This is a genomic window from Virgibacillus natechei, from assembly GCF_026013645.1.
Taxonomy (GTDB): Bacteria; Bacillota; Bacilli; order Bacillales; family Amphibacillaceae; genus Virgibacillus_L; species Virgibacillus_L natechei.
In genome coordinates, this window is record NZ_CP110224.1 from 3,575,911 (window position 1) to 3,598,330 (window position 22,420).

Here is a 22,420-nt window from a genome sequence, read left to right on the forward strand (position 1 = left end):
CCTGTTGCTTCGCTAGATTTTATTCCACCAGTAGATGAATAGACTTTCCTCTTCAACCGTTAGAGAAAATGTTTCTCCTACAAATGGTTCTTTTGATAGATTCCATTCCTTGTCATCAATTGTAAGGATCTGATCAGACATTTCTACTGGATGAAATGATATTTCAGTGAATACTTGATTCATATTATCAATTACATAAAAACCATCTTCCATTCGATCTGTAGCTCCTGGAGGGGCTTCTGTTTCAATTCCTGCACCAAAACTGCAATTCCAGCTTTCCATTAATACCATTTCATGTTGATCATTCACTTCTAATTTTTCAATAATGGGGCATCTGACAACTGAATGGATATATTCTGACGTGAAAGTTGTATCGGCATCTACGCGCTCCGAAATTAGAATGTTCTCTTCCTCGTCAATCGCATACATGATAGGAACATCTAATAGAAACAAATAAATGCCGATAGCAATTAGTATGCCCAAACCCAGTAACCAACCAAGCCTGCCATTAGACAGACTCGGTTTGATTGATAAAAATTTTCTCATTAGTCTACAGAGATACCCTCTTCTTCAAAATATCTAGCTACACCAGGATGTAAATCAATAGACATTCCTTCGGTTGCTGTTTCTAATGTCATATCTGCTCCACGAGCATGTGCATCCTCTAATTCAGATTGATTTTCAAATAACGCTTTTGTCATGTTGTAAGCTGTTTCTTCTGGTACCTCACTATCAATAACTAGAATAGCCATGACAGCTACTGTTTGAATATCTTCTTCCTGTCCATAATCAGCATATTCCTCACCAGAAATTGTGCGTTCAGTATAATAGGAATACTCAGATGTTAAGGTATCAATAAGATCATCACTCAGTGAGACGACACGAATATCTCTATTAGCACCTAACTCTTGAATAGCTGCTGTTGGCGAGCCTGCAACAATGAAGGCAGCATCGATCGTATCGTTCTGCATTCCTTGTGAAGCATCTCCAAACCCTAGAAATTCAGCTGTAATATCATCATACGTAAGTCCTGCTGCTTCAAGCACCTGATTTGCATTCGCTTCCGCACCACTTCCCTGATCACCAACTGCCACGTTTTTCCCTTCTAGATCTTCTATTGTTTCAATATCGCTATCTGCTGGCGTAACAAGTTGAATATCTTCTGGATATAATGAAGTCATGCCAGCAATATTTTCAATTGGTTCACCCTCAAAATCAGCTAACGTTTCTCCATTTACCGCGTAATATGCAATGTCATTCTGTACTAATGCTAATTGGTAGTCCCCAGCTCCCATTTCCTGCGCATTAGCTACAGATGCCCCTGTGGAAACTGCATTCGTACCTGATACGCCTTCAACGCCTTCGAATACCTGCTGAGCCATGGCTACCCCAAGTGGGTAATAGGTACCACTAGTACCACCAGTTCCGATTGTTAAGCGTACATCACCATTTGATGATTCCCCATCATCATCGCCCGATTCTTCTTCCTGGGCACTACCACAAGCTGCGAGTAATAATACAATAAACAATAAAGCTGTTAATTTAAGATTTTTCAATTTCAAAAAATCTCCCCCTTTGTAGTTATACAGTTTATAACTCTATTATACTGTAGTTAAATTTTAACCGCTTTCATAAAAATGTCAAGTCACAGTGGAAAATTATAAATCTATATACCCATAAGCATCCCTTTATTAAGAATTTTAAAATTATTTTGACCACTAAAATATATTGAGTTGAATATATTTTCTTACCGTTAAAGTCGAAGGATTCTAGGAAATGAAACTGCTATAAATGGGCTGAATCGCATCCTTTTGCTATGAAAATGGAGGAAGTAAAAAAGGCCAGACGATAGCGCGCACGTCTGGCCTAATTTTATTCAATCTCTACTCCTATATCCTTTGCTGTCACTTAACACTTGCATCGCTTCCTCATAATCGGATTCATCTACTTGTCCTTCCAGTAAATGCGTAAGCGAATCATCCGTCATGTCTTCATCACCTTGCTCGTCCATCGAGCCTATAACTCCTGCATTCGTAGAAGTAGTCCCTAAATTAAACAATGGCACAACGATTCTGTTTTGTTCTGCTTCTGGTATTTCATCAACAAAAAGGTCAGAAACCCGTAACCGCTGAAGGCTGGCGTGTGCGGACTCCGCATCATTTTCTGATTTAAAATAGGCGAGAATACTTTTTGTCATGTAAACACATCCTTTCTATCAAATTTTTTATATGATTCCCTATTTCGCTAAATACAAACCGTATTACGCTGGATTAGACGTTGCTGACTGGTAGATAGACCTTTGCCAAGGTATAAAAAAGAGAGGGTTCCGTTAATCACCTGGAACCCTCTCTCCTATTATATACTCAACAACTCTCTCACATCATCTTCACTCAGGCTGGAAAGCATTGTTTCACCAGGCTGAATGACTTGATCAATGAGCTCACGCTTTTTCTGTTGCAGATCGTATATTTTCTCTTCAATCGTACCTTCTGTAACGAGGCGAATCACCTGGACTACGTTTTTCTGTCCGAACCGATGAGCGCGCCCTGTTGCTTGGTCTTCAACTGCTGGATTCCACCATAGATCATAAAGGATGACTGTATCTGCACCCGTAAGGTTTAAACCAGTACCTCCTGCTTTTAAGGAAATCAGAAAAACACTATTCTCCCCATTGTTAAAGCGTTCACTCATTTCAACACGTTCTTGTGAAGGCGTCCCTCCGTGCAGATAGAAATAATCGATACCTTCTTGTTTTAACTTTTCAATAATTATTTCATGCATACTAGTAAATTGTGAAAAGATAAGCATCCGTTTTCCATTGTCTATCGCATTCCGTACCGTGTCCATCAGCTGTTCAAGTTTACCGGAATAACCCTGGTAATTTTCAATAAACAATGATGGATGGCAACAAATTTGGCGCAGACGAGTTAATCCTGCTAAGATTTTCATGCGGTTTTGGTTAAAGCCGCTTTCAGCCATCGACTGACTTGCCTCCTGTTGGACTTGGCGCAAGTAGCCCACATATAAATCCTTTTGATCATTTGTTAACTCCGAAACGCTAACGGATTCAATTTTATCAGGCAGTTCTTTTAATACTTCATTTTTCAAACGACGTAATATAAACGGCTTTGTCATCGTTGCTATCTTTTCATGAGATAGCTGTTTAAAATTCCGTTGACTTGGCATGAGTCCTGGCAATATGACTTGAAAAATGGCCCATAATTCTTCAATTGAATTTTCAATTGGCGTCCCACTTAACGCAAACCGTCGCCCTGCCCTTATCTCCCGAATGGCCTGTGACGTTTTTGTAGCATAGTTCTTAATAAACTGTGCTTCATCTAAAATTAACGTCTGAAAAGTCAGTTCACGGTACAGCTCAATATCTTGTCGCAACGTTGCATACGACGTAATCCATACATCCATACCTGTCAGTTCAGCAATTTTCTGCTTGCGTTCTATCGGTGAACCCGTAAGGATCGCGACATTCAAGTCTGGAGCGAATTTATGAAATTCATTTTTCCAGTTATACACAACAGAAGATGGAGCAACAACCAAATGCGGATGATCACTAGGCTCTGATGCTATATATGCGATACTTTGTAAGGTTTTACCGAGTCCCATATCATCAGCCAAAATACCACCTAAATGATAATTACTTAATGATTTAAACCATTGAAAGCCCGTTTCCTGATAGTTACGTAATGAACCCTGCAGGTTTTCTGGCAGTTCGTAAACCTGATCCTCTGGTGACTTCAAATGATTCAATAATTTGCGGAATGATGGATCATAGTTCTTGTTCGTTTCAATCAACTCATCAATTTGCGTCCCACGGAAGACTGGCATATGAACATTTCCGTCCTGCAAATCATCCTTTTTTATCTCAAAATCATGGAAAAATTGCTGCATCGAGGAGAATTCCTCACCTTCCAGCGATAGCAATGCCCCGCTTTGCATGCGATAATAGCGTTTCTTCTCAATGACAGCTTCTATAATCTGATTTATCTCTGAATCGTCAACCCCATCAATATCAAAGCCAATTTCCAAAAGATTGGAGGATGATTCCAGATTCACGCTCGTACTTGGCATCGGGTTATTTTCCACAATTAGGTTACGGATATCTGATGTTAAAAATAACTCTACTTGCTCATCAAGCAACGGCAAAACATTGTAGAGAAATTTATAAATTTCTTCCTCATCTGCTTCTATATAAAGTTCTTTTCCATTATAATGAAAATTAGCATGTTCGATTAAGCTCATAATTTGCTGTTCTTTCTCTACATCACGAATGATAATAACATCGTTTTGTTTGCGGCCACTAAAAGGGTCTACCAGTTGATCACCATAATGGTATTCCAATCTCCCCGTGATCAAATCTGCTTTCATTTCCAGGTACATTTTTGCTCGTAGGGGAACTTGAATAATTTCTTCGGCTACTTTTTTGGCTATCTCCACGTCCCCGACTTTTTTCAATGTAGGAAGAACTTCTGATAAAAACGTGTCTGCCTGGGTTTGATTAATCGGAAGCTGCAAGTCATTCATCCCAAATTCACTAATTTCTTCAAGCACTGGGATTTGTTCTTTTTTTGGAAAGTAAAAAGTTCCCTGGTAGAACAACATTTCATATGGCTTAAAATAGGTTGCGTCACCTATTTCCTCCATCGTTAGCATCAAGTCATTACGATCATTTTTTGTTAAAGCAAATTGAAATGGTAATGCCTCTTCTTCCAAAGTTACAGGATTATACTGTTTATCCCGGGTTTCAGCAGTGAAGTCCCGCTCCACCAGTTTTTCAAAAAGTTCTCGGATAACTAAAGGCGGAATGACGATAGATCGCTTATCACTTACATTTCCCTGGTTATAATAAAACGTATAACCATTGTATATTTGCTCGTTTTTCAAAATCGAATAAAGCAATTCAAAAATAGAAAGGTCCTGTTGGAGGAAGTAGTGTGTTTCTGGATTATAAGTAAACGTTTTCGTGAAGTAGTGTTCATTTCCTTGCAAAACATTTCCCAGAAAATCATACGCATCTTTAACAACAAACCGCCTTTTTTCACCTGCTTTTAATTCAATCAACAAATTTTTGTCGAACGACCATTTGCAATAAAATTCCACATGCATCGGTACTTTTTCAGGTAAAATTTCAGTTGTGGTGCTTGGCTGTTGAATAGAGGTTAAAGCACTAATAAAACGATTTGCTATCTGGTAATCATAATTTGAAAATGCAGGAGCGCTCCCTCCGGACTCCCTATTTGCGACACTAATTAGGGTTGCAGCAATATGTTTACAGGATCCAAACGTCTCAAATGCCGGACAGGTACAATATGTTTCAACTGACCCATTGGCAAAACCCTTCATATTAAGTTCAACAAAATAGTTTTCCGATCCATGAACAGTAGCTGTCCATAACTGGTTATTAATATCATAAAGAAGATCACTTACTTTATCACGTTTAAAATAGTCCAATCCACGCTTATAAATAATATTTGGAAATAATTTTTGGATGTTGAAATCGCTAATTCTTTTCAATATTCTGTAACCCACTTTCTACAGTCTCGTTATACTTATTATAAACGAGAAGCGTTCGTTTTTAAACCAATGAATCTCTAACCAGGATTGGAGATCTAGCAATATATTATACGCATAAATTTATTAAAAGAGCGGAATGAGGGATGGGGTGTTTTGGATTTACTTTGTGTTTTTTCATGTTAGTGAAAATTCCCCAAGCAAAGTTACCCTTATTAGACTTATGCACCAGCGTTCTTCCGGGCTTTTACTAACAGGTAGGTATACAGAATAATCGAAAGCAAGACAAACCCTGCTGACGTTACGTATATCGAACCATAACCAAAAACAGAAGCAAGCTGACCAAAGACAATAGCGCCAAGACCAATTCCTAAATCGAAGAACGAGAAAAAAGTTGCATTTGCCATTCCCTTTCTGTTATTTGGTGCTTTCTCAACAGACCAAGCCTGTAAAGCCGGTTGCACACTGCCAAACCCCAGACCATAAAAGCCAGCAGCCACAAGCATTACCGCCGTGCTAGGGAGCCACGACAACAAAAGCATCGCAATAAAAATGAGTGATGCTCCAGGTAAAAATACATAAATATGTCCCCTCTTGTCATAAATCCTCCCGGCAAATGTTCTCGATATCATTAAAAAGATTGCATAAACGAGGAAGTATAGTTGAATGCCCGCTACATCTTGTTCTATCGCATAGAGTGGTAGGAATGTAGCGATCCCACCAAATGTTGTTGTAATGAAAAATAACAGCAATGATGGTTGCAAGGCGGTTTTTTCAAAAATATCAAATTTAACCGTTGTCGTTTTTTGCTCGGATTTCTCTACTTTTTTATAACGTATTTGCGAAGAAAAAATGAGTGCAATTAATCCAAATGCGGCACAAATTAAAAATAACTGTGTAAAGGAAATACTGCCCACCAACGTAAGTCCAAGTGCTGGCCCAAACGCAAGTGCAAGATTTCCGGACAGACCGAAATAGCCCATTCCTTCGCCACGGCGCTTAGGTGGTATCAAGTCGGTGGCAATCGTTCCACCCGCTGTTGTAGAAAACCCCCAACCAATACCTTGCACGATACGGACCGCAAATAATAGACCGATGCTTGCTATGAAGGCATATGTACCGATCGAAAGTACAAAAATAGCCAAACCCGTCATATACACAAATGCCCTGCCCTTTGATTCAAGCGCATGCCCAGCATAAGGTCGAAACAATAAAGCAGAGAATGTAAAAATACCAACAACCACCCCAACTAATTGGTCACTGCCACCTAGATCCTTCAAGAATAAAGGAATCGTTGGGAGCGTCATCTGGAATCCCAAAAACACAAAGAAATTAGCTAGACAAATAAACACAAAATCACGCGTCCAAATCTTATCGACTTTCGGCGCACTTTGCGTGTTTGGTTGCGAACTCATTTAAGACTCCCTTTCCTTCGTCACTCGAAATATATTATACATGAGTGGGGGATCTTTTGGAAGGTTATGGGCTTACTTGAGGTGGTTGTTGTAATTGTTCAGCGCTCGGGACGTTTGGTTCCGCGATCAGGAGGCGCTGTTCAGCGATCAGGGCGGGGTGTCCCGCGTTCCGGGTGCCGACCAGCGTTCGAGGATCCATCGGCCTCAAATTTGCTGTATCAACAAATAAATACCACTGAAAAACAACAATACATATGTCAGCAACCGAAAGAATCGCTGATTAATCCGCTTAAACATTACCTGCCCCAGTACTAATCCGATTATGACAAGCGGTAGACCCGCTACACTAGATAGCCAGATTTCTTTTGATGTACCTGCAAAACTAACTTGAATAAGTAAGCTCACAAAATAGACGAACAAATAAAAAGCCAATATCGTGCCACGTAGTTTTTCCTTCGTTGTATTCGTTCCTGAAAAATATAATAAGACAGGCGGGCCAGGCATACCTATACTAGTTGTAAGTCCACCCGCAACTCCGCCAATCGTCACATCCCGTCTCATTGTTTGTGCTATGCGAAAGTTAAGAACCAATAATAAACTAAGCAGTAAAATCAGAACACCTACACCGAGTTTTAATAACGTCATATCCATTACCAAAAATACGACTATACCTATCGGCAGGCCAACTATACTTCCATGTACCAATCGCTTCACCATACCCACATCAATGTCTTTTCTGATTTTCATGATTAGGGAACAGGAAATAACAAGGGACAAGATCAAGTTAATTTGTACCGCTTCGCGAGGGTCGAACAATAATAACAGAAACGGTGTTGCTACAATTGAAAATCCGAACCCAGTACTTGTTTGTAAAATAGAAGCAATTAAAATAATAAAACTGAATAATAGAAATGAATCCAATGAACACACCTACAATTTTTAAGCAATAACGTACATTTTACCATAATTAAAACTGCCCAGGAATTAATCCTAGGCAGTTTTATAATAACCTTATTCTTCAATCGTTCCGCAAGCAATACGATCTCCGGCATCACCAGCTGGATCTGTTTCATAATCATCCTCTTCAGCGTGGATCATTAGTGATGTCCCGCCATTTGAATACAGTGAATTATCCTCACCCTTATTTAAGGTCACCATTTCTGCAGTTACCTCTTCATCAACGGTACCATCTTCGTTCACTTCTATATTAGGTAAATCCCCCGCATGCGGGCCGTCTGGGTTATCGAATCCGTGGCTCGCTTCAGTAGGATTAAAATGTCCTCCAGCTGATTCAAAGTCTGATTGTTCACATTCAGCATTTTCATGTATGTGAAATCCGTGCTTTCCTTCTGGTAAGTCAGACCCTTCCAGTTTAATCGTTACACCTGTATCTGCTTCGGTTAGGGTTGCGGTTGCTACTACCGTCCCATCATCTCCGCCTAGTGAAACTAATTTCTCTTCTTCTTCAGTAGCACTGTTTTGTTCTCCGTCCGTATCTGTAGTACCTCCGTCGGCTCCCTCTTCCTGTCCTTGCTCCGTTCGATCTTCTTGATTTTCGCTTCCCTGTCCCTCTTCTTCTCCAGTACAGGCACTTATGATAACGGCTAAAGTGAGCACAAATACAGTCATCATCCAACGCTTCATTTAACGTTTCTCCCTTCTAAGTAAGTTACTGGTATTTTTCACGTAACGGGAGATATTTAAACATTCATATGAAAACAGCTTTGTAGAGTGATTATAGTGCGTATTAAAAATTTTTATTACTGAGTTTTAGAAAAGTTGATCAGTTCCCCCCTTATATATGAAAAATGGAGAACTTGTAAAAAAATATCCGAATGATGATATTGTACCCTTGAATAAAAATGCTGAATCTTAATGCAGACGCATCAACTTCTTTGTAATTTAATTTTTTACCTATCCCATATTCTTGCTACTTCTTTTAATTTCGCTTTATCAAAAACTAGTTTATAAATATCCGGCATATCAAGTTCTCTCCAAAACTTAAAACCATTTTTTTATCAAAGTAGTTCATAATTTAACCATTATATTACCGTGTGTACCTACGGCTATGTTTTTACCTTCATAATTGTCTAATACCTTTAAAGTTGCCTTAACACCCATATTTTGTGCGATAACATTGGATTCCCCACCATCCCAGCAAAAGGTTTCTTCTTCCCATACTTTTGTTATTGCTAAATCAAAATCCTCGACAGGACCTTCAGACAATTTCCGTTCTTTAAAATCACTCTTAATTATAACTTCTTTACCAATAATTTGAGAAACTCCTTCAACTGTTTGAATTGCCCTTTTTTATGGACTTGAAATGACATAACTAATATTTTATTTCTCAAGTGTTTGAGTAATTCTATGTAGGTGGCGGAAGGAGCTGATTAAATTGACGATCAATTTCCATAATCCAGATAACAAAGACAGTTATTCAACCCGAAAGGCAGACACTAGTTGGCATGATACAATTAAGAAGATGATCGATATGCAGGATATTCATTATGCAGTGGATGTAAGTTGTGGAGGTGGTATCTATTCAAGAGCCTTAACTGATATGGGAGTTGCTGCTGTGACTGGTGTTGATTTTTCAAGGACGATGATTGAGGAACCATCCTTATCCAAGATAGGACCCCTTTTGACTGCTTGCTGGGTGGAGGCAATGATCCAGTTGCACCTAGAATCAGTATTTTCATTTTTATTACTCCATCAACTAACAATTTATTTGATAAAACGGAATACTCTGTTTTTAATGTTTCTTATTCTACTAGATGTTTCAATATAAAGCATGAATCCTTAATGCAGTAGCATATTATCATATCCATTAAATGGGTTGGAAACACCTTTATAATAAATGGCTGAAGATCAGCATCTACGATCCACACGTGCAAATTAACCCGGGTGGTGAGGCACACCCGAGTTCCTATTTCCAAACGTCTGAGGCAGTGAGCTTTTACGACAGCCTCATTTGAAATTTCTAATTGCGGTGTTGAACGAGGTCAATTTTAGCTAATACGACGTGTGCTAATCCGAAACCAAATACGGTGTTTAAACCATTTTATTGAAACCAGGCTTTTGTTTTAATCCATAGCCTGTAGCGGTTACGGCAGTGCGTAATTCAGTTGGAATCATACCTTCATGAATAATTCATCGTAATTTCCCTCCACAACGTTTTGATGTTTAAACACCAGCAATTATACGATTGTATATCTAAGATGGAATATCCAAATCCGGCATTTATAAATCTCTATCCTTTTCAGGGAAGTCTCTGGAAGAATCGTTTAAATTAGATGCATCTGTTTCATCACTAAATTCTGTACCATAATTTAATTTCCTGGATTCTCTTCCCCGATCATTGCCATGTTCAGTTTCATCCATTGGCTCAAATAATAATGTCAGGCAGAACAAGGCACTAATTCCAACAAGTGTATACACTACTCTTGACAATGCTGCTTCTTGTCCACCAAACAGCGATGCGACTAAGTCCCATTGAAATAATCCAATCAGTCCCCAATTAATACCACCGATTATTAATAATGCTAACGCAATACGTTGAACTGTTCTCAAGGTTACACCTCCTATTTCTAAAAGCGCAATATGAACTACGTCTATTACGCCCATTTTATTGACACAACTTTTTTATTACAGCCCTTCCATAAGAAAATTCGGGCATGCGCTTATTGTTTGTGTTACTGGCCATTTCATACAATTTTTTTGGAAACACGGGTGAAAGAAACCTTTTGAAGCACTTGATCATATACTAACCGATAGTTGGGAGGTTATATGATGGGGGTCTTTGTACAGGAGATGCTCCAGCTCTACCTTATTGCGGTGGTGGGGTTTACAGTAAGAAAAACAAAAATACTTAATGAAGAGGCGAATCATGTACTGACACAGCTGATCTTATATATTACATTACCCGCTCTCATTTTATTCTCATTGAATATTCAATTTTCCTTTGCTTTGTTAGGAGATTTTTTATGGTTGATGTTGATGTCTGCCTATATCCTTCTATTGTCCATTTTTTTAGCTAGTTGGATGCGGAAGCGATCACAGCTTTCAACAAATAAGAAAAGTGTGTACGAGGGTCTTATTATTTTTGGCAATCAGGGATATATTGGCTACGCTGTCGTTTTTGCCGTTTTTGGGGAGCAGGGAATCGTTTATTTAACGATGTTTAATATCGTATACTTTATTCTCATATGGATCTATGGTATTTACTTATTTACCAGGGATACAGTTGCAATTGAGTGGAAAAAAATCTTCCTGAATCCGGGAGTTCTTTTCACATCGATCGGATTGATCATTTTCTTTCTCCCAATTAGCTTGCCTGTTATGCTTGCAAATACCCTGGAGAGTGTTGGAAAAATGACGATTCCGCTATCCATGATTTTAATGGGCAGCTTAATCGCGAATGTAAGTTTCAAAGACATCCTATTTTTATTAAAAGATAAATACATATGGAAATCTGCCATGGCGAAGCTGCTCTTTATCCCGCTATTACTACTACCTTTTGCTGCATTCTCTATACCATTTAGCCTATTTGCGGTTGCCTTTCTTGTTGCAGGAATGCCATCAGCTCCTACGATGTCGCTTTATGCGCAGAAATTCGGAGGCGATGCCCTTTTTGCTTCCTTGGGCGTATTAGTATCCAGTCTGTTATGTGCTTTTAGTATCCCATTGCTTTACTTTATTTTGTATCTCTTATACTAATTTGGTATGTGTTATATCTTACTTGTTCATACTATTCACAAAGACCTTTCACACAGGACAGGAGTGAGTATAAGTGATTGAACTAAAAACAGCTATTGAAGGAAAGAAAACATACTTCGGACAAATGAGAAAATTACTTAAGCCTATGGGTTACACGTTGTGTGGGAACTGGGAGTATGACAGAGCCTTTTTCGACGGATTATTATGGAGAGATGCTGGCGAGACGATTTACATAAGAATTCCATTTCACGTCTTAGACGGAGAACTGGATAACGATGACACCTATATAGAGTTTGGAACACCCTTCGTAATTAAACATGTCGTTCATATCGGCTTAGATAGGGATGCTGATTCATTACTTCTCACTGCAGCAGGGGGACTAAATCAGTTTCAGGAACCGATTGATAGAGATGGCTACATAAAAGACAAAAATGAATGGGAAAAAAGCGGTGAACAGGCTATAGAATATATCATGGATCATATTTAAGAGAAGCGGTTATATTAAAAAAGAGCTAAACCTCTTGAGATCAGGCCAGCCCTTTTATTTTACCTATGCAACAACCGTTTCCTCGTTTTCTTGTTTGTTCGTTTTTTTTGTCGCTGTTATTTTGCTCTTCAAGAAAGGAAGAACCCATCTGTCTAAGCCATACCTACCTGCATTATAACCTGCAACCATTAGGAATACAGTGATAATAACCATTTGCGCGTTTGTACTTACGGTGCCACTGAATAGGAATGCGAAGTTCATGGTGATACCCATTAGTGCTGAGAAGTTTGTAAAGATACCTAGGATCAGTGCGATACCTACTAGCAATTCGCCCCACATAACCATTCCTGTAAATAAGCCGGCATTTGGTAAAGCCATTGTTTCTAAAAAGGTTCCCCACCATGCCTGAACAGTTGCACCTTCACCAGTTGAATTAGCAATTGCCCCTTGGATAAATCCACCTGCGTCAAATTCTCCTCCAACAATTTTTCCATAGCCACTTGTGAGCCATTGATACCCAATATAAATTCTTAAGAAAGCTAATACGCCTGCAAAAATTTTATTATTGCGAATGAAGTTCATAATCATAATTTCCATCTCCTTATAATTTTATCTTGTTCATTATTTCACAATATATTGTAAATGTGTTTCTTTATTACAATTACATCATACCATGGTTTTTATATAGTGAAAATAACTTTGTTCAGTATTTCACAATTTGTTAATAAAGTTGTGGCTAAAATGTGAACATATATTAGACCCTCTTACATTTAAAATTCTAAATCCATTTTTAAAATACCCTTGACTTCTAACAAAGTTCTTTTATACTGTTTATATACACATACACAGCAGAACAGTTCAAAAGGAGGACACCACACCATGCGAGACTGGAAGCAAGCATACTGGCTAGCTAAATTTGAATGGAAGTCTTCGATAAAGGCATTTATATGGACTTTTCTATTCTTTACGGTCATTGCACTATTTTTCTTAGAGTCATTTAGCGCTTATTTAGATAATGATTATGTTGGATTTGATGTCCTTTTTATCATTCTGTTTGCTCTGGCTCCTTCATGGTTGAGATCTAAAGAATTCCAAATCCAGAAGATCAGTGGGGAATTATGGGCCTCACCATCCTTAATTATGTTAACACAGTTACCTCTTTCGAAAAATGTAGTAACAAAAAGCAGATTCATCGTTTATTTTGCCTATGCCTTTCCATATCAGCTTTTAATGCTCATTGCACTATATGTGGTCAATCCTGAATTCCAAGTGATGATGTCACCTGTGTCGCACATTGCCTTTGCTATCATTTGGCTCGCGTTTGGGGTCTACGTTGGTTTCATCATGCCTGTAAGTGATTCAGGAGATAGAGCAAATACGAAAATTGTAACGTTTTACAGTATCGTACTTATCATCGGTGGGATTGGAATACTTACCTTCTTTCACTTTATTTTTGGTTACGGGTTTGTTTATTGGACTGTTATGTTGTCCCAGAATTGGCCGCTGTTATCATCTGTCATTTCCATCGTACTTGCATTCCTTGGATTCAATTACTGGCAGCGTTATATGAAAAGAAATATCGATAAATTAGATTACCTCTAATGGGCCATTTCACAGAAAGGGGTGAGTACCGTGGAACTGCCAATTCGTCTTTCCAAGGATTCTAGAGAGCCAATCTATCACCAAATCGAAAAACAGATAAAAGCACTGATTGTCGGTGGACATCTTCTGGCAGGTACGCCACTACCTTCGATTCGAGTGCTTTCCAAGGATCTGGAAATCAGTGTAATTACGATCAGACGCGCCTATCAAAATTTGGAACACCAGGAATTTATACGAACAAACCAAGGTAAAGGTACCTTTGTTGCAGAAATTGAAAATTCGCTGAAACAACAAGTGAAAATATCCTCTGTCTATGAAGCAATAGAAAAGGCAGTGGAAACAGCGCTTCATTATGATTATTCAAGTGATCAAATTGAGAAGGTTTTTCACGATGTATTAATGAGGTATAAGAAAGGAGAGTAACCATGGATAGCTTTGTTGAAATCAACGAACTACAGAAACAAATAGATGATTTCCATCTCGGGCCGATTAATGTAACGGTTGAACCTGGAACGATAACGGCCTTAGTCGGAAATAATGGATCTGGTAAAAGCTCTTTGTTAAAACTCATGATGAACCTTGCTAAACCTGATACGGGAAACACTACGATTTTCGGAAAAAAAGTTTCAAGCGAAAATGAAAGCTGGAAGAGCCACGTTTCCTACCAACCGCAAACAGTGATTGGATGGAATGCATATACAGGTAAAACGTTAAAAAATTTAATATCTGCATTATATCCTAACTGGGATGAAGTAGCATTCAACCATATGGTAGACCTTTTCGATATCCCGTTAAATAAACAGTTTGGTAAATTATCACAAGGTGTCCAGCAGAAACTGAGCCTTGCCTTAACGATTCCAAGAAATACACCCTTATTATTGCTAGATGAACCAACATCCTTCATGGATATTCCTTCTAAAAAACATCTAACAGACATATTAGTGGATTGGATGGATCAGGGAGATCGCGCAATTATCATGGCAAGCCATCAATCTGCAGATATGATGAAACTTGCAGACTACTTATCCGTAATAAGAAGTGGTGAATGGATTGGGAATTTTGAAAAAGAGGCATTGACCGAGACATTTAAACGTTATTGGGTGAGCAATTCCCTTCCAGCAGCGCATATACCAGGTGAAGTTTCCCGGGGAGATCAGCAAATCATATCGAATCAGCCTGAAGCAACGGAAAATTATTTCCTGGAAAATAATTTGGAGTGGGCAAATCGGACGGCACTGGATTTGGAAGATATTATTACGCTGTTGCTACAGCGGAAGCACGGGGACGGTTCTTTTGCTTCTTAAAATTAAATATCTTGAGGAAGCATAAGACCCGTTTTGTGCTTGCGCTTACCGTTACGTTATGCCTTATGCTCTATATATAAGGAGCTGATAAAATGTATACAATTAGTGAATTCGGAATGAAAACTGGTATCTCAACGAGAACACTGCGCTTTTATGAGGAAATTGGATTGCTCTATCCGAGTGAACGCAACGCGAGTGGTCATCGTCTTTACGGACTTTCGGAACTAGCCACGCTGCAACAAATTCAATCGTTAAAATTCATCGGTTATTCACTTCAGGAAATTAAGTATTTTCTTGAAGAAAGAGGTGCATCAATGGACCATTTAGAATCTTCACTTCCCCTACAAAAGAAGCTGTTAATGGAGAAACGAGATGAGTTGAACCAGGCAATTGATTCGATCGATTATGTGCAGGGATTGCTGGAGGATGGACATTCGATGACATGGAGGCACTTAAGTTCCTTGCTCCAAAGTATTGAATGTGAAGAGGATCAAAAAGAATGGATGAAGGAGTATTTCTCTGAAGATTTCGCTCAGCAGTACTTTGACCTTACGAAAGAACAGCGTCAAGAGCTTGATAAAGATTGGATGTTGATCTTAGCAGACGTAAAAAAGCTAATAAACGACAACGTGCCAGCACATGCTCCTGAAGCGAAACAAGTAGTCTTTCGCATGCTCAAACTTCTCTCAAAATCCATGCCAAAAGAGGAATTGCTCACTTATATGAAAGAAGTTGAACACACAGTCGAATCAGGCAAGATGGATGACTTTAATTTCCCAAGCTTCTGGACACCGGAGGAAGAAACATATATAGAAGAAGTGATGAAAGCCATAGAACAAGAGATGAAAGCGTAGTGATTGAAAACAGATGGGAGGCATGATTATTTCTACTGATCTATATTACTTTTACCATAAGAAACCCCTTTAGACAAGTTACATCCAAAGGGGCAAAAACAATGCAACTTTTATAAACAGTCAAATTTTATTTCAAACCCACAATTGGATGGAGAATTTTTAACAAGAAACGATATCGTTCGACCAAATTAGAAAGGGGCAAAACGTATGGAAACAATGTTATCCGTAGAAAAGTTAGGAAAATCATTTAAAGACAAACAGGTTATCTCAGATATATCCTTTGATGTACGAAAAGGAGAAATCATGGCTATCCTGGGGCCAAATGGAGCCGGGAAATCAACGACAATTCGAAATATCATGGGGATCATGTACCCAGATGCGGGCACGATTACCTTTCAAAACAACGCGGCACAAGAAATTCCGCGCCACAAAATTGGCTATTTGCCGGAAGAACGCGGGCTATACAAAAATGTAAAAGTAATGGATATCTTACTTTATTTAGCAGAGCTCAAGGACTATCCACTTGATAAGGCAAAAGAGCGTGCACTTGACTATTTGAAAAAATTCGACCTAGAAGGCAAAGATAACGTCTCGGTTGAAGAACTTTCCAAAGGGATGGGGCAAAAAGTTCAGTTTATCGCATCGGTCATACATGAACCAGAGTTGCTTATTTTGGATGAACCTTTTTCTGGACTCGATCCAGTTAGTCAGGAATTATTCAAACAAGAGATTCGCAATCTAGCGAACAATGGTACAGCTATACTTCTGTCATCCCATCAAATGAACCTGGTTGAAGAAATGGCTGACAGATTGTTTATGATGCATCAAGGCCAAAAAGTGATCCATGGGACGATGGATGATGTGAAAACCCAATATGCGAATTTCAAATGTACCATTCGCGGGGAAAATGACCTTGGTGAGCTCGAACGTCTGCCGGAAGTACAGCGTGTGGAGCAAAAGGAAGAAACAGCTATTCTTTATTTATCCAACGATGTACAGCCATCCATTTGGTTGAAAAGTCTTCCGGATCACGTAGTCATTCAAGAATTATCGATTGATCGTATTTCTCTGCATGAAATATTTATTGATATTGCAACAAACAGGAAGTTAATAAAGGAGGAAGGTGAGATAAATGCGTAACACGATGAAGGTTGCTAAATGGGAAGTTAAACGTAATTTAAAAAACAAATCGTATATTATTGGTTTATTCTTAACACCAGCAATTTTCCTGTTTTTCTTTATGATGCCGACTATTTTTGGCGGATCGGATGAGGAGGAAGAAGTATCAACATCCGTTCTCGTTCATGATCAGCTCGGTGTATACGAGGAAATCCAACAAGCTAGTGGGCAAGCTGATTTGGACTGGGAATTACAGCAGACAGATATAGATGAAACCAATGTAAGTGGTGAATTAGAAAATAGCGAAAACACAGCTTATGTATTTATTGATGATCGCGCTCTAGAAGAGGGTGTCGTTCCAGTCTATACGAGTGAAGAAATCGATCCATTTTTTATCAATCAAGTTACCATGTTGGAAGCACCAATCCAAGCGATACAACTGGAACAGTTAGGGTTAACCGATGAGGAAATGGCAGTCGTTTCTAGTGGTGTCGTATTTGAGGAGACATCACCAGAAAGTGTTGATGGTGCAGGGGAAGAACCTACCGAAGCAGGAATGCCTGAGGAAATGCTGGAACGCCTTGTACCGGGAGCATTTGCAGGAGCTATCATGCTTTCTATTGTATTTACGGGTATGGCAATCTTTCAAAGTGCTTCTCAAGAAAAGAAAGATAAAATTGCTGAGATCATTCTATCATCCCTAACACCAGGAGAATTAATGCAAGGAAAGATCTTTGGTTATTTCATATTAGGGCTGATTCAGGTTGCGGTTTTGGTTGTATTCGTCTTGCCAGTTATCGTATGGCAAGTAGATATGCCGATTATGGAATATCTATTTGTACCTGAACTACTGTTGCTGATTGCTATCGCTATTTTAGGCTATCTCTTGTTTGCATCAATCTTCGTTGGAATCGGTGCAACGATGGCTGATGTATCAACTGCAGGAAACTTTCAGGGCATGGTTATGATGCTTCCGTTCTTACCATTTATCTTTATCGGGCCCGTATTAAGTGACCCAAATGGTTTGGCAGCACAAATCGGCACTTATATTCCATTCACCTCCCCTGGTGTTTTACTGCTTCGCCTATCGACGATGGAGGAATGGCCATGGGTAGAAATCATTATTGCTTTAGCTATTTTAGTTGTCAGTGTCTGGATCTTCATGAAACTGGCAGGCAAAATATTCAAGACAGGGATTTTACTGTACGGGAAAAATGCTACACCAGGTGAGATTTGGAAGTGGATTCGCGCGTAGTAGTTTTCAATTATTACCATATAATCACAAAATGCTCCGTACCAACGAGTCTTTTGTAATTTGAAAATATATATCTCAGTTCATCGAGCTGAGATATTTTTCAATCGTTACTCCTATTAAGCAACCTTTATTATTAGATTTCCCACAATTCCTCTATCTATCGAAGTAGCAAATCGTTTACCTTTTCCTAGGTCGAAAAATATCCTTCTACCAATGTCTAGGTCATTCGAATGATTTTATCAAAAAATAGTTTAGATTCTACTTGTTCAGGCTATTAATTAGTATTATTATATATTTAGACTTCGTTTCACATCAAAGGAGGCGCATATGAAGTTTATACGATATTTTACGGTTGGAATTGGGTTCTTGCTATTTTTAGTTTTATATTTTCCAACTACAGGATTAGCAGAGAATGGAGATACGTATGAAGTAGGGAACGATTTACTTAATGTTCGTAGTGAACCTGCAGCAGGGTCAGAAATCATTGGTACGTTAAGGGAAGGAGATCAAATTGTAGCCTTTCAAGAGAAATTTGGTTGGATCCAGACCTATTATGGTGGAGAGGTGGTTTGGATTGCTAAGCATCATTTAATTCCGGTTAGTAGTTCTGGTCAAAATAGTAATGCTACTGCTGAGGCCGAAGTTACATCCGAAATGATTACCGTTACCGCAGAAAGTGTTAATATCCGCTCAGGGCCTGGAAAAAACTATTCAAGAATCGGCTCAACAGTAGCTGGTGATACATATAATGTAATAGAAACTGCTGGAGATTGGCATAACGTTTCTTTATCAAACGGATCCACTGGATGGGTTGCGACATGGTTAACGAATTCGGGAGAAGCTGCCAGTGAGCCAACAAATACATCATCAAATAATGATTCAAATGAAACTGCACAGCAGAAAACATCATCTAATGGATCACTTGAGGGCTATACTATCGTCCTTGATCCTGGTCATGGAGGAAATGATCCAGGGGCAATCGGACTTAACAATGTATATGAAAAAGACTTAACAATGTCCACAACTGAAAAAGTCGAACAGCAATTACTTGATGCTGGTGCAGATGTTACGTTAACAAGAACTGGGGATTCGTTTATTTCGCTTGATGAGCGAGCCCACATCAGTAACCAAACAAACACAGATGCTTTCATCAGCCTGCATTATGATGCCTTTCCAATCATGTCTGTAAATGGTGTGAGCACCTATTTCCAATCGAATGGAGCGGATTATACTTTAGCACAAGAACTTCACACTTCATTAGCATCTGCTACCCAGTTGCAAGATAGAGGGGTTATGGAGGGGAATTATCGCGTTTTACGTCATAATAACGCCCCATCTGTCGTAATGGAATTAGGTTTTATAACAAATCAACGCGACCTTGCAACCGTTCAAACAGCAGATTACCAAAATCAAGTAGCTCAAGCTATTAAAGCTGGGTTGAATAACTATTTTAATAATTAATTAGAAAAAAGCTGTCCAATCTGATTGGGCAGCTTTTGATGATAACAAATTCATTTTTATGTGAGACGGTAGCTACGTAAAGCGGAGCCATGTTGATTTTTCATATGAATGAAGTACAACCTAGTGCAGCCATTTTCCTGACTTTGTTTTTACTTTCTTCGTCTTTGTATCTGGCTTTTCATTCATATTTTCAAGTGCGCCCTGCTGAAACTTGAAATGAACATACAACTCATGCATAATCTCTTCCGTCGATACATTATCTGGTAAATCTTTAATCAATTGAATGACTTCTTCTTTTGTATTCAACACAATCTTCCCCTTATATCCTTTTTACATCCTATATAATAGTATAGATCAAAATCAGTTCAGATTCTACTTGTGACGATGAGTTTGACTAAGTAATTCTTAAGTATTCCGGACCATTACGTATATTCCACCAAAAAATTCAAATACTATCCTAGACAGACATTTTACTGTAGAAAGGACATTTCGTAATGAGACATATAACAGCGTTAGTCATTAAGTTCATCATTGTTGCTACTGTGCTTTTCTCCATTTTGACGATCTTCGAAGTAGTCAATCTTACAGAAATATTCTTGAGTAGTATACTCGTCACCGGTCTAGCTTACGTTATTGGGGATTTATTTATACTACCAAGATCCGGAAATGCCGTTGCATCCATAGCTGACTTTTTTCTTGCTACTGGTTCCGTGTGGTTACTAAACTTTATTTTTATCGGACAAGCTGCTGGAACCTTTCCGGTATTTGCGGCTTCCGCCTTTGCGGGGTTCTTAATTGCACTGTGTGAAGCCTTGTTCCATATCTACATGAAAGAAAGCGTACTTGAGGATACAGAAACAGATAACCAACGTAATACAACACCCACTCATTTGCAGACAGAGTTCTCAAGGGAAAATAACATCCATGATATAAAAAAGAGAAGAAATAGGAAAAAGTGAAACGGGGGGACATAGGGACAGGTTCATTGTCCCAGCACCAGATGAAAGGGGACAGTGTTCCTGTCCCCTCGTCCCTCTTTCAGGTTACTGATCCGGATAGGTTTCGCTCAAAAATGCAACCGATTGATGGATTAACGCTTTTAACACATCAACATCAATATCAGCTACTTTATTGATATACACACAGGCCTTGCCTGTCGTATGTTTTCCAAAGTCCTTTAATAGTTCCGCTCGTTTCTTGTCCCCTGTTGCAAAGTACAGGCTGATTTTTGCCTTTCGTGGTGAAAATCCAACCAGCGGCGCATCGCCTTCGTGGCCAGATTCATATTTATAATGATAGGCGCCGAATCCAATGATACTCGCGCCCCACATTTTCGCTTTATAGCCTGTTGCTTCGGTAAAAATATCTACTAATTTATATGCATCTTCGCGTTTTTTAGGATTTTCAACTGTTTCAATAAACGCCATGACACTGCTGTCGTTTTCTTTTGTTTTTAGTTCGTACATTTTTAGACTCCTCATGTAAATTATATTAAAAAATCAATTCTCTTGCCTATCCTTTTTTATCTTCCTATAAATCAGAAATCCACCCAGACCGACGATCCCCAATATAACAAGTACCGGTAAGCTTCCAACAAAGAAGACAAAAAGTCCCGAAAAGAAGGAGATAACTGCGTTGATACTTTTCATAAATTGCTGTTTCGTCTGCTCCCAGGTGTTTAACTCGTCACCGGCTATCGAGACATTATTTTCTTCAATATGGATGGTAACCGTTGCAAGATCCGTTCTATTTTCCAAATAATTCATTCGGCCTGTGATTTCCTCAATCTCGCCTTGGACGTTTGCCAAATCATCTGAAATAGCTAGCAGATCCTCTGTTGCTTCTGCTTCTTCCATAAACGATAGTAGCCTCTCCTCCACGACTTGTTGCGATTCCAGGCGTGATTCCAAATCAATATACTCTTCTGTCACGTCCTGACCGGAAACCGAACTTTCCACAACCTTGCTGCTACCATCCTCTACGATTTGAATAAACTCTTGAAACTGCTCTTGAGGAATCCGTGCGGTTATCTGTCCATTCGTTGAATCTTCATCCGTACCCTCTTGCATCGTGGAGTCCACAATATAGCCACCCCGATCGGCAACTTCGGTCTGGATATCATTTACAGCTTGTTGATACTCTTGTACCTCAATACGGAGATTGGCTGTGTAAATTACTTTTCGGTCTATTTGGCTACCATCTTCTGCTTGGGTTGAATTTTCCTCTTGAGACTCTTCGCCCTCCTGCTGCGCGCGATCCGCTTCGTCCATGTTAGTCATCGAATTACTGCTGTCATCTGCTGAAAATTCCTCTGTCTCCATTGTAACATCATTTGCTGATTCACTATCTTCCTCATCGCTGCAGGCTACTGTGAAGATGCTTATACTTATCAAAATCATAATGAACAGGACTTTTCTCATTTTTAACCCCTCCCGAAAATACTTCCTTTTTCCCGGTAAAAATATAAAGGCAACCAACACAACTGCTATAACCAACATTCCAAACGCTAACGTCATGATCGTGATCCGCAGTGGTATGATATCTGCTGTCACGCCAACGCCTAGAACAAAAACAATTTGAAAAAGACTTTGCAGCAATTGGAATATACTTGTCACTCTTCCCATTAATTCTGTAGGTACATTATTTTGGTAAAAGCTCATAATGCCTGCATTTAAAAACAC

General features: G+C 39.0%; 24 protein-coding genes and 1 pseudogene. 11 read left to right on the forward strand and 14 right to left on the reverse strand.

Translation table 11 applies throughout. From position 1 onward, the window contains the following. Positions 1 to 12 precede the first annotated feature (12 nt). From OLD84_RS17835 to OLD84_RS17870, 8 genes are all read right to left on the reverse strand, one after another. Positions 13 to 546, reverse strand: a complete 534-nt coding sequence (locus OLD84_RS17835) for a DUF1850 domain-containing protein (RefSeq protein ID WP_209464045.1) — start codon at positions 544 to 546, stop codon at positions 13 to 15. After that, positions 546 to 1,562: a TAXI family TRAP transporter solute-binding subunit gene (locus OLD84_RS17840; protein WP_209464046.1), complete on the reverse strand. Its 1,017-nt coding sequence runs from the start codon at positions 1,560 to 1,562 to the stop codon at positions 546 to 548. The genes OLD84_RS17835 and OLD84_RS17840 overlap by 1 nt, the downstream gene beginning before the upstream one ends. Positions 1,563 to 1,876: 314 nt before the next feature. Then, positions 1,877 to 2,197, reverse strand: coding sequence for a hypothetical protein (locus tag OLD84_RS17845; RefSeq protein WP_209464047.1), 321 nt, complete (start codon positions 2,195 to 2,197; stop codon positions 1,877 to 1,879). Between the two features lie 158 nt (positions 2,198 to 2,355). Further along, on the reverse strand, positions 2,356 to 5,529 hold the full coding sequence (locus tag OLD84_RS17850) for a DEAD/DEAH box helicase (protein WP_209464048.1): 3,174 nt from the start codon (positions 5,527 to 5,529) through the stop codon (positions 2,356 to 2,358). A 218-nt stretch (positions 5,530 to 5,747) separates the two neighbouring features. Continuing rightward, on the reverse strand, positions 5,748 to 6,941 hold the full coding sequence (locus OLD84_RS17855) for an MFS transporter (RefSeq protein WP_209464049.1): 1,194 nt from the start codon (positions 6,939 to 6,941) through the stop codon (positions 5,748 to 5,750). Positions 6,942 to 7,145: 204 nt separating this feature from the next. Then, positions 7,146 to 7,862 carry a sulfite exporter TauE/SafE family protein gene (locus OLD84_RS17860; RefSeq protein ID WP_209464050.1) on the reverse strand — a complete coding sequence of 239 codons (717 nt, stop codon included), beginning with the start codon at positions 7,860 to 7,862 and terminating at the stop codon, positions 7,146 to 7,148. A gap of 90 nt (positions 7,863 to 7,952) precedes the next feature. Next, positions 7,953 to 8,585: a superoxide dismutase family protein gene (locus OLD84_RS17865; RefSeq protein WP_209464051.1), complete on the reverse strand. Its 633-nt coding sequence runs from the start codon at positions 8,583 to 8,585 to the stop codon at positions 7,953 to 7,955. Between the two features lie 384 nt (positions 8,586 to 8,969). Next, positions 8,970 to 9,242, reverse strand: a complete 273-nt coding sequence (locus tag OLD84_RS17870; RefSeq protein ID WP_319962313.1) for a histidine phosphatase family protein — start codon at positions 9,240 to 9,242, stop codon at positions 8,970 to 8,972. A gap of 94 nt (positions 9,243 to 9,336) precedes the next feature. Here OLD84_RS17870 and OLD84_RS17875 point away from each other — a divergent pair, with 94 nt between their 5' ends. Further along, on the forward strand, positions 9,337 to 9,729 hold the full coding sequence (locus OLD84_RS17875) for a class I SAM-dependent methyltransferase (protein WP_209464053.1): 393 nt from the start codon (positions 9,337 to 9,339) through the stop codon (positions 9,727 to 9,729). A 192-nt stretch (positions 9,730 to 9,921) separates the two neighbouring features. Here OLD84_RS17875 and OLD84_RS17880 read toward each other — a convergent pair. Both OLD84_RS17880 and OLD84_RS17885 read right to left on the reverse strand, forming a co-directional pair. After that, positions 9,922 to 10,076: pseudogene (locus tag OLD84_RS17880) on the reverse strand (asparagine synthase). Between the two features lie 105 nt (positions 10,077 to 10,181). Further along, entirely contained in the window at positions 10,182 to 10,511 is a 330-nt protein-coding gene (locus OLD84_RS17885) for a DUF378 domain-containing protein (RefSeq protein WP_209464054.1), read from the reverse strand. Positions 10,512 to 10,727: 216 nt separating this feature from the next. On the opposite strand from OLD84_RS17885, the gene OLD84_RS17890 reads away from it, so the two are divergent. Together OLD84_RS17890 and OLD84_RS17895 are read left to right on the forward strand one after the other, a co-directional pair. After that, positions 10,728 to 11,657 carry an AEC family transporter gene (locus OLD84_RS17890; RefSeq protein WP_209464055.1) on the forward strand — a complete coding sequence of 310 codons (930 nt, stop codon included), beginning with the start codon at positions 10,728 to 10,730 and terminating at the stop codon, positions 11,655 to 11,657. 73 nt (positions 11,658 to 11,730) lie between these two features. Continuing rightward, a complete protein-coding gene (locus OLD84_RS17895; RefSeq protein ID WP_209464056.1) occupies positions 11,731 to 12,144 on the forward strand; it encodes a YugN family protein in 414 nt (137 codons plus the stop codon). Positions 12,145 to 12,207: 63 nt separating this feature from the next. Here the strand turns inward: OLD84_RS17895 and OLD84_RS17900 are convergent, their stop codons facing one another. Continuing rightward, on the reverse strand, positions 12,208 to 12,732 hold the full coding sequence (locus tag OLD84_RS17900) for a DoxX family protein (protein ID WP_209464057.1): 525 nt from the start codon (positions 12,730 to 12,732) through the stop codon (positions 12,208 to 12,210). A gap of 291 nt (positions 12,733 to 13,023) precedes the next feature. On the opposite strand from OLD84_RS17900, the gene OLD84_RS17905 reads away from it, so the two are divergent. The 7 genes from OLD84_RS17905 (at position 13,024) to OLD84_RS17935 (ending at position 19,739) form a co-directional block, all read left to right on the forward strand. Beyond that, positions 13,024 to 13,746, forward strand: coding sequence for a hypothetical protein (locus tag OLD84_RS17905; protein ID WP_209464058.1), 723 nt, complete (start codon positions 13,024 to 13,026; stop codon positions 13,744 to 13,746). A gap of 30 nt (positions 13,747 to 13,776) precedes the next feature. After that, the gene (locus OLD84_RS17910; protein ID WP_209464059.1) at positions 13,777 to 14,169 is read left to right on the forward strand and encodes a GntR family transcriptional regulator; all 393 of its coding nucleotides are present in this window, start codon (positions 13,777 to 13,779) and stop codon (positions 14,167 to 14,169) included. Between the two features lie 2 nt (positions 14,170 to 14,171). Then, positions 14,172 to 15,050 carry an ATP-binding cassette domain-containing protein gene (locus OLD84_RS17915; RefSeq protein ID WP_209464060.1) on the forward strand — a complete coding sequence of 293 codons (879 nt, stop codon included), beginning with the start codon at positions 14,172 to 14,174 and terminating at the stop codon, positions 15,048 to 15,050. 92 nt (positions 15,051 to 15,142) lie between these two features. Next, a complete protein-coding gene (locus OLD84_RS17920) occupies positions 15,143 to 15,904 on the forward strand; it encodes a MerR family transcriptional regulator (protein ID WP_209464061.1) in 762 nt (253 codons plus the stop codon). 207 nt (positions 15,905 to 16,111) lie between these two features. After that, positions 16,112 to 17,044 carry an ABC transporter ATP-binding protein gene (locus OLD84_RS17925; RefSeq protein ID WP_209464062.1) on the forward strand — a complete coding sequence of 311 codons (933 nt, stop codon included), beginning with the start codon at positions 16,112 to 16,114 and terminating at the stop codon, positions 17,042 to 17,044. After that, a complete protein-coding gene (locus tag OLD84_RS17930) occupies positions 17,037 to 18,278 on the forward strand; it encodes an ABC transporter permease (protein ID WP_209464063.1) in 1,242 nt (413 codons plus the stop codon). Before OLD84_RS17925 ends, OLD84_RS17930 begins: the two co-directional genes overlap by 8 nt. Positions 18,279 to 18,605: 327 nt before the next feature. Next, on the forward strand, positions 18,606 to 19,739 hold the full coding sequence (locus tag OLD84_RS17935; protein WP_209464064.1) for an N-acetylmuramoyl-L-alanine amidase family protein: 1,134 nt from the start codon (positions 18,606 to 18,608) through the stop codon (positions 19,737 to 19,739). 120 nt (positions 19,740 to 19,859) lie between these two features. On the opposite strand, the gene OLD84_RS17940 is transcribed toward OLD84_RS17935, so the two are convergent. Beyond that, positions 19,860 to 20,045 (reverse strand): hypothetical protein, encoded by a 186-nt coding sequence (locus OLD84_RS17940; protein WP_209464065.1) that lies wholly within the window; start codon positions 20,043 to 20,045, stop codon positions 19,860 to 19,862. 188 nt (positions 20,046 to 20,233) lie between these two features. Here OLD84_RS17940 and OLD84_RS17945 point away from each other — a divergent pair, with 188 nt between their 5' ends. Next, on the forward strand, positions 20,234 to 20,698 hold the full coding sequence (locus OLD84_RS17945; RefSeq protein WP_209464066.1) for a YndM family protein: 465 nt from the start codon (positions 20,234 to 20,236) through the stop codon (positions 20,696 to 20,698). Between the two features lie 84 nt (positions 20,699 to 20,782). On the opposite strand, the gene OLD84_RS17950 is transcribed toward OLD84_RS17945, so the two are convergent. After that, positions 20,783 to 21,205, reverse strand: coding sequence for a DUF1801 domain-containing protein (locus OLD84_RS17950; RefSeq protein WP_209464067.1), 423 nt, complete (start codon positions 21,203 to 21,205; stop codon positions 20,783 to 20,785). 33 nt (positions 21,206 to 21,238) lie between these two features. Then, positions 21,239 to 22,420, reverse strand: coding sequence for a DUF4349 domain-containing protein (locus OLD84_RS17955; protein ID WP_319961557.1), 1,182 nt, complete (start codon positions 22,418 to 22,420; stop codon positions 21,239 to 21,241).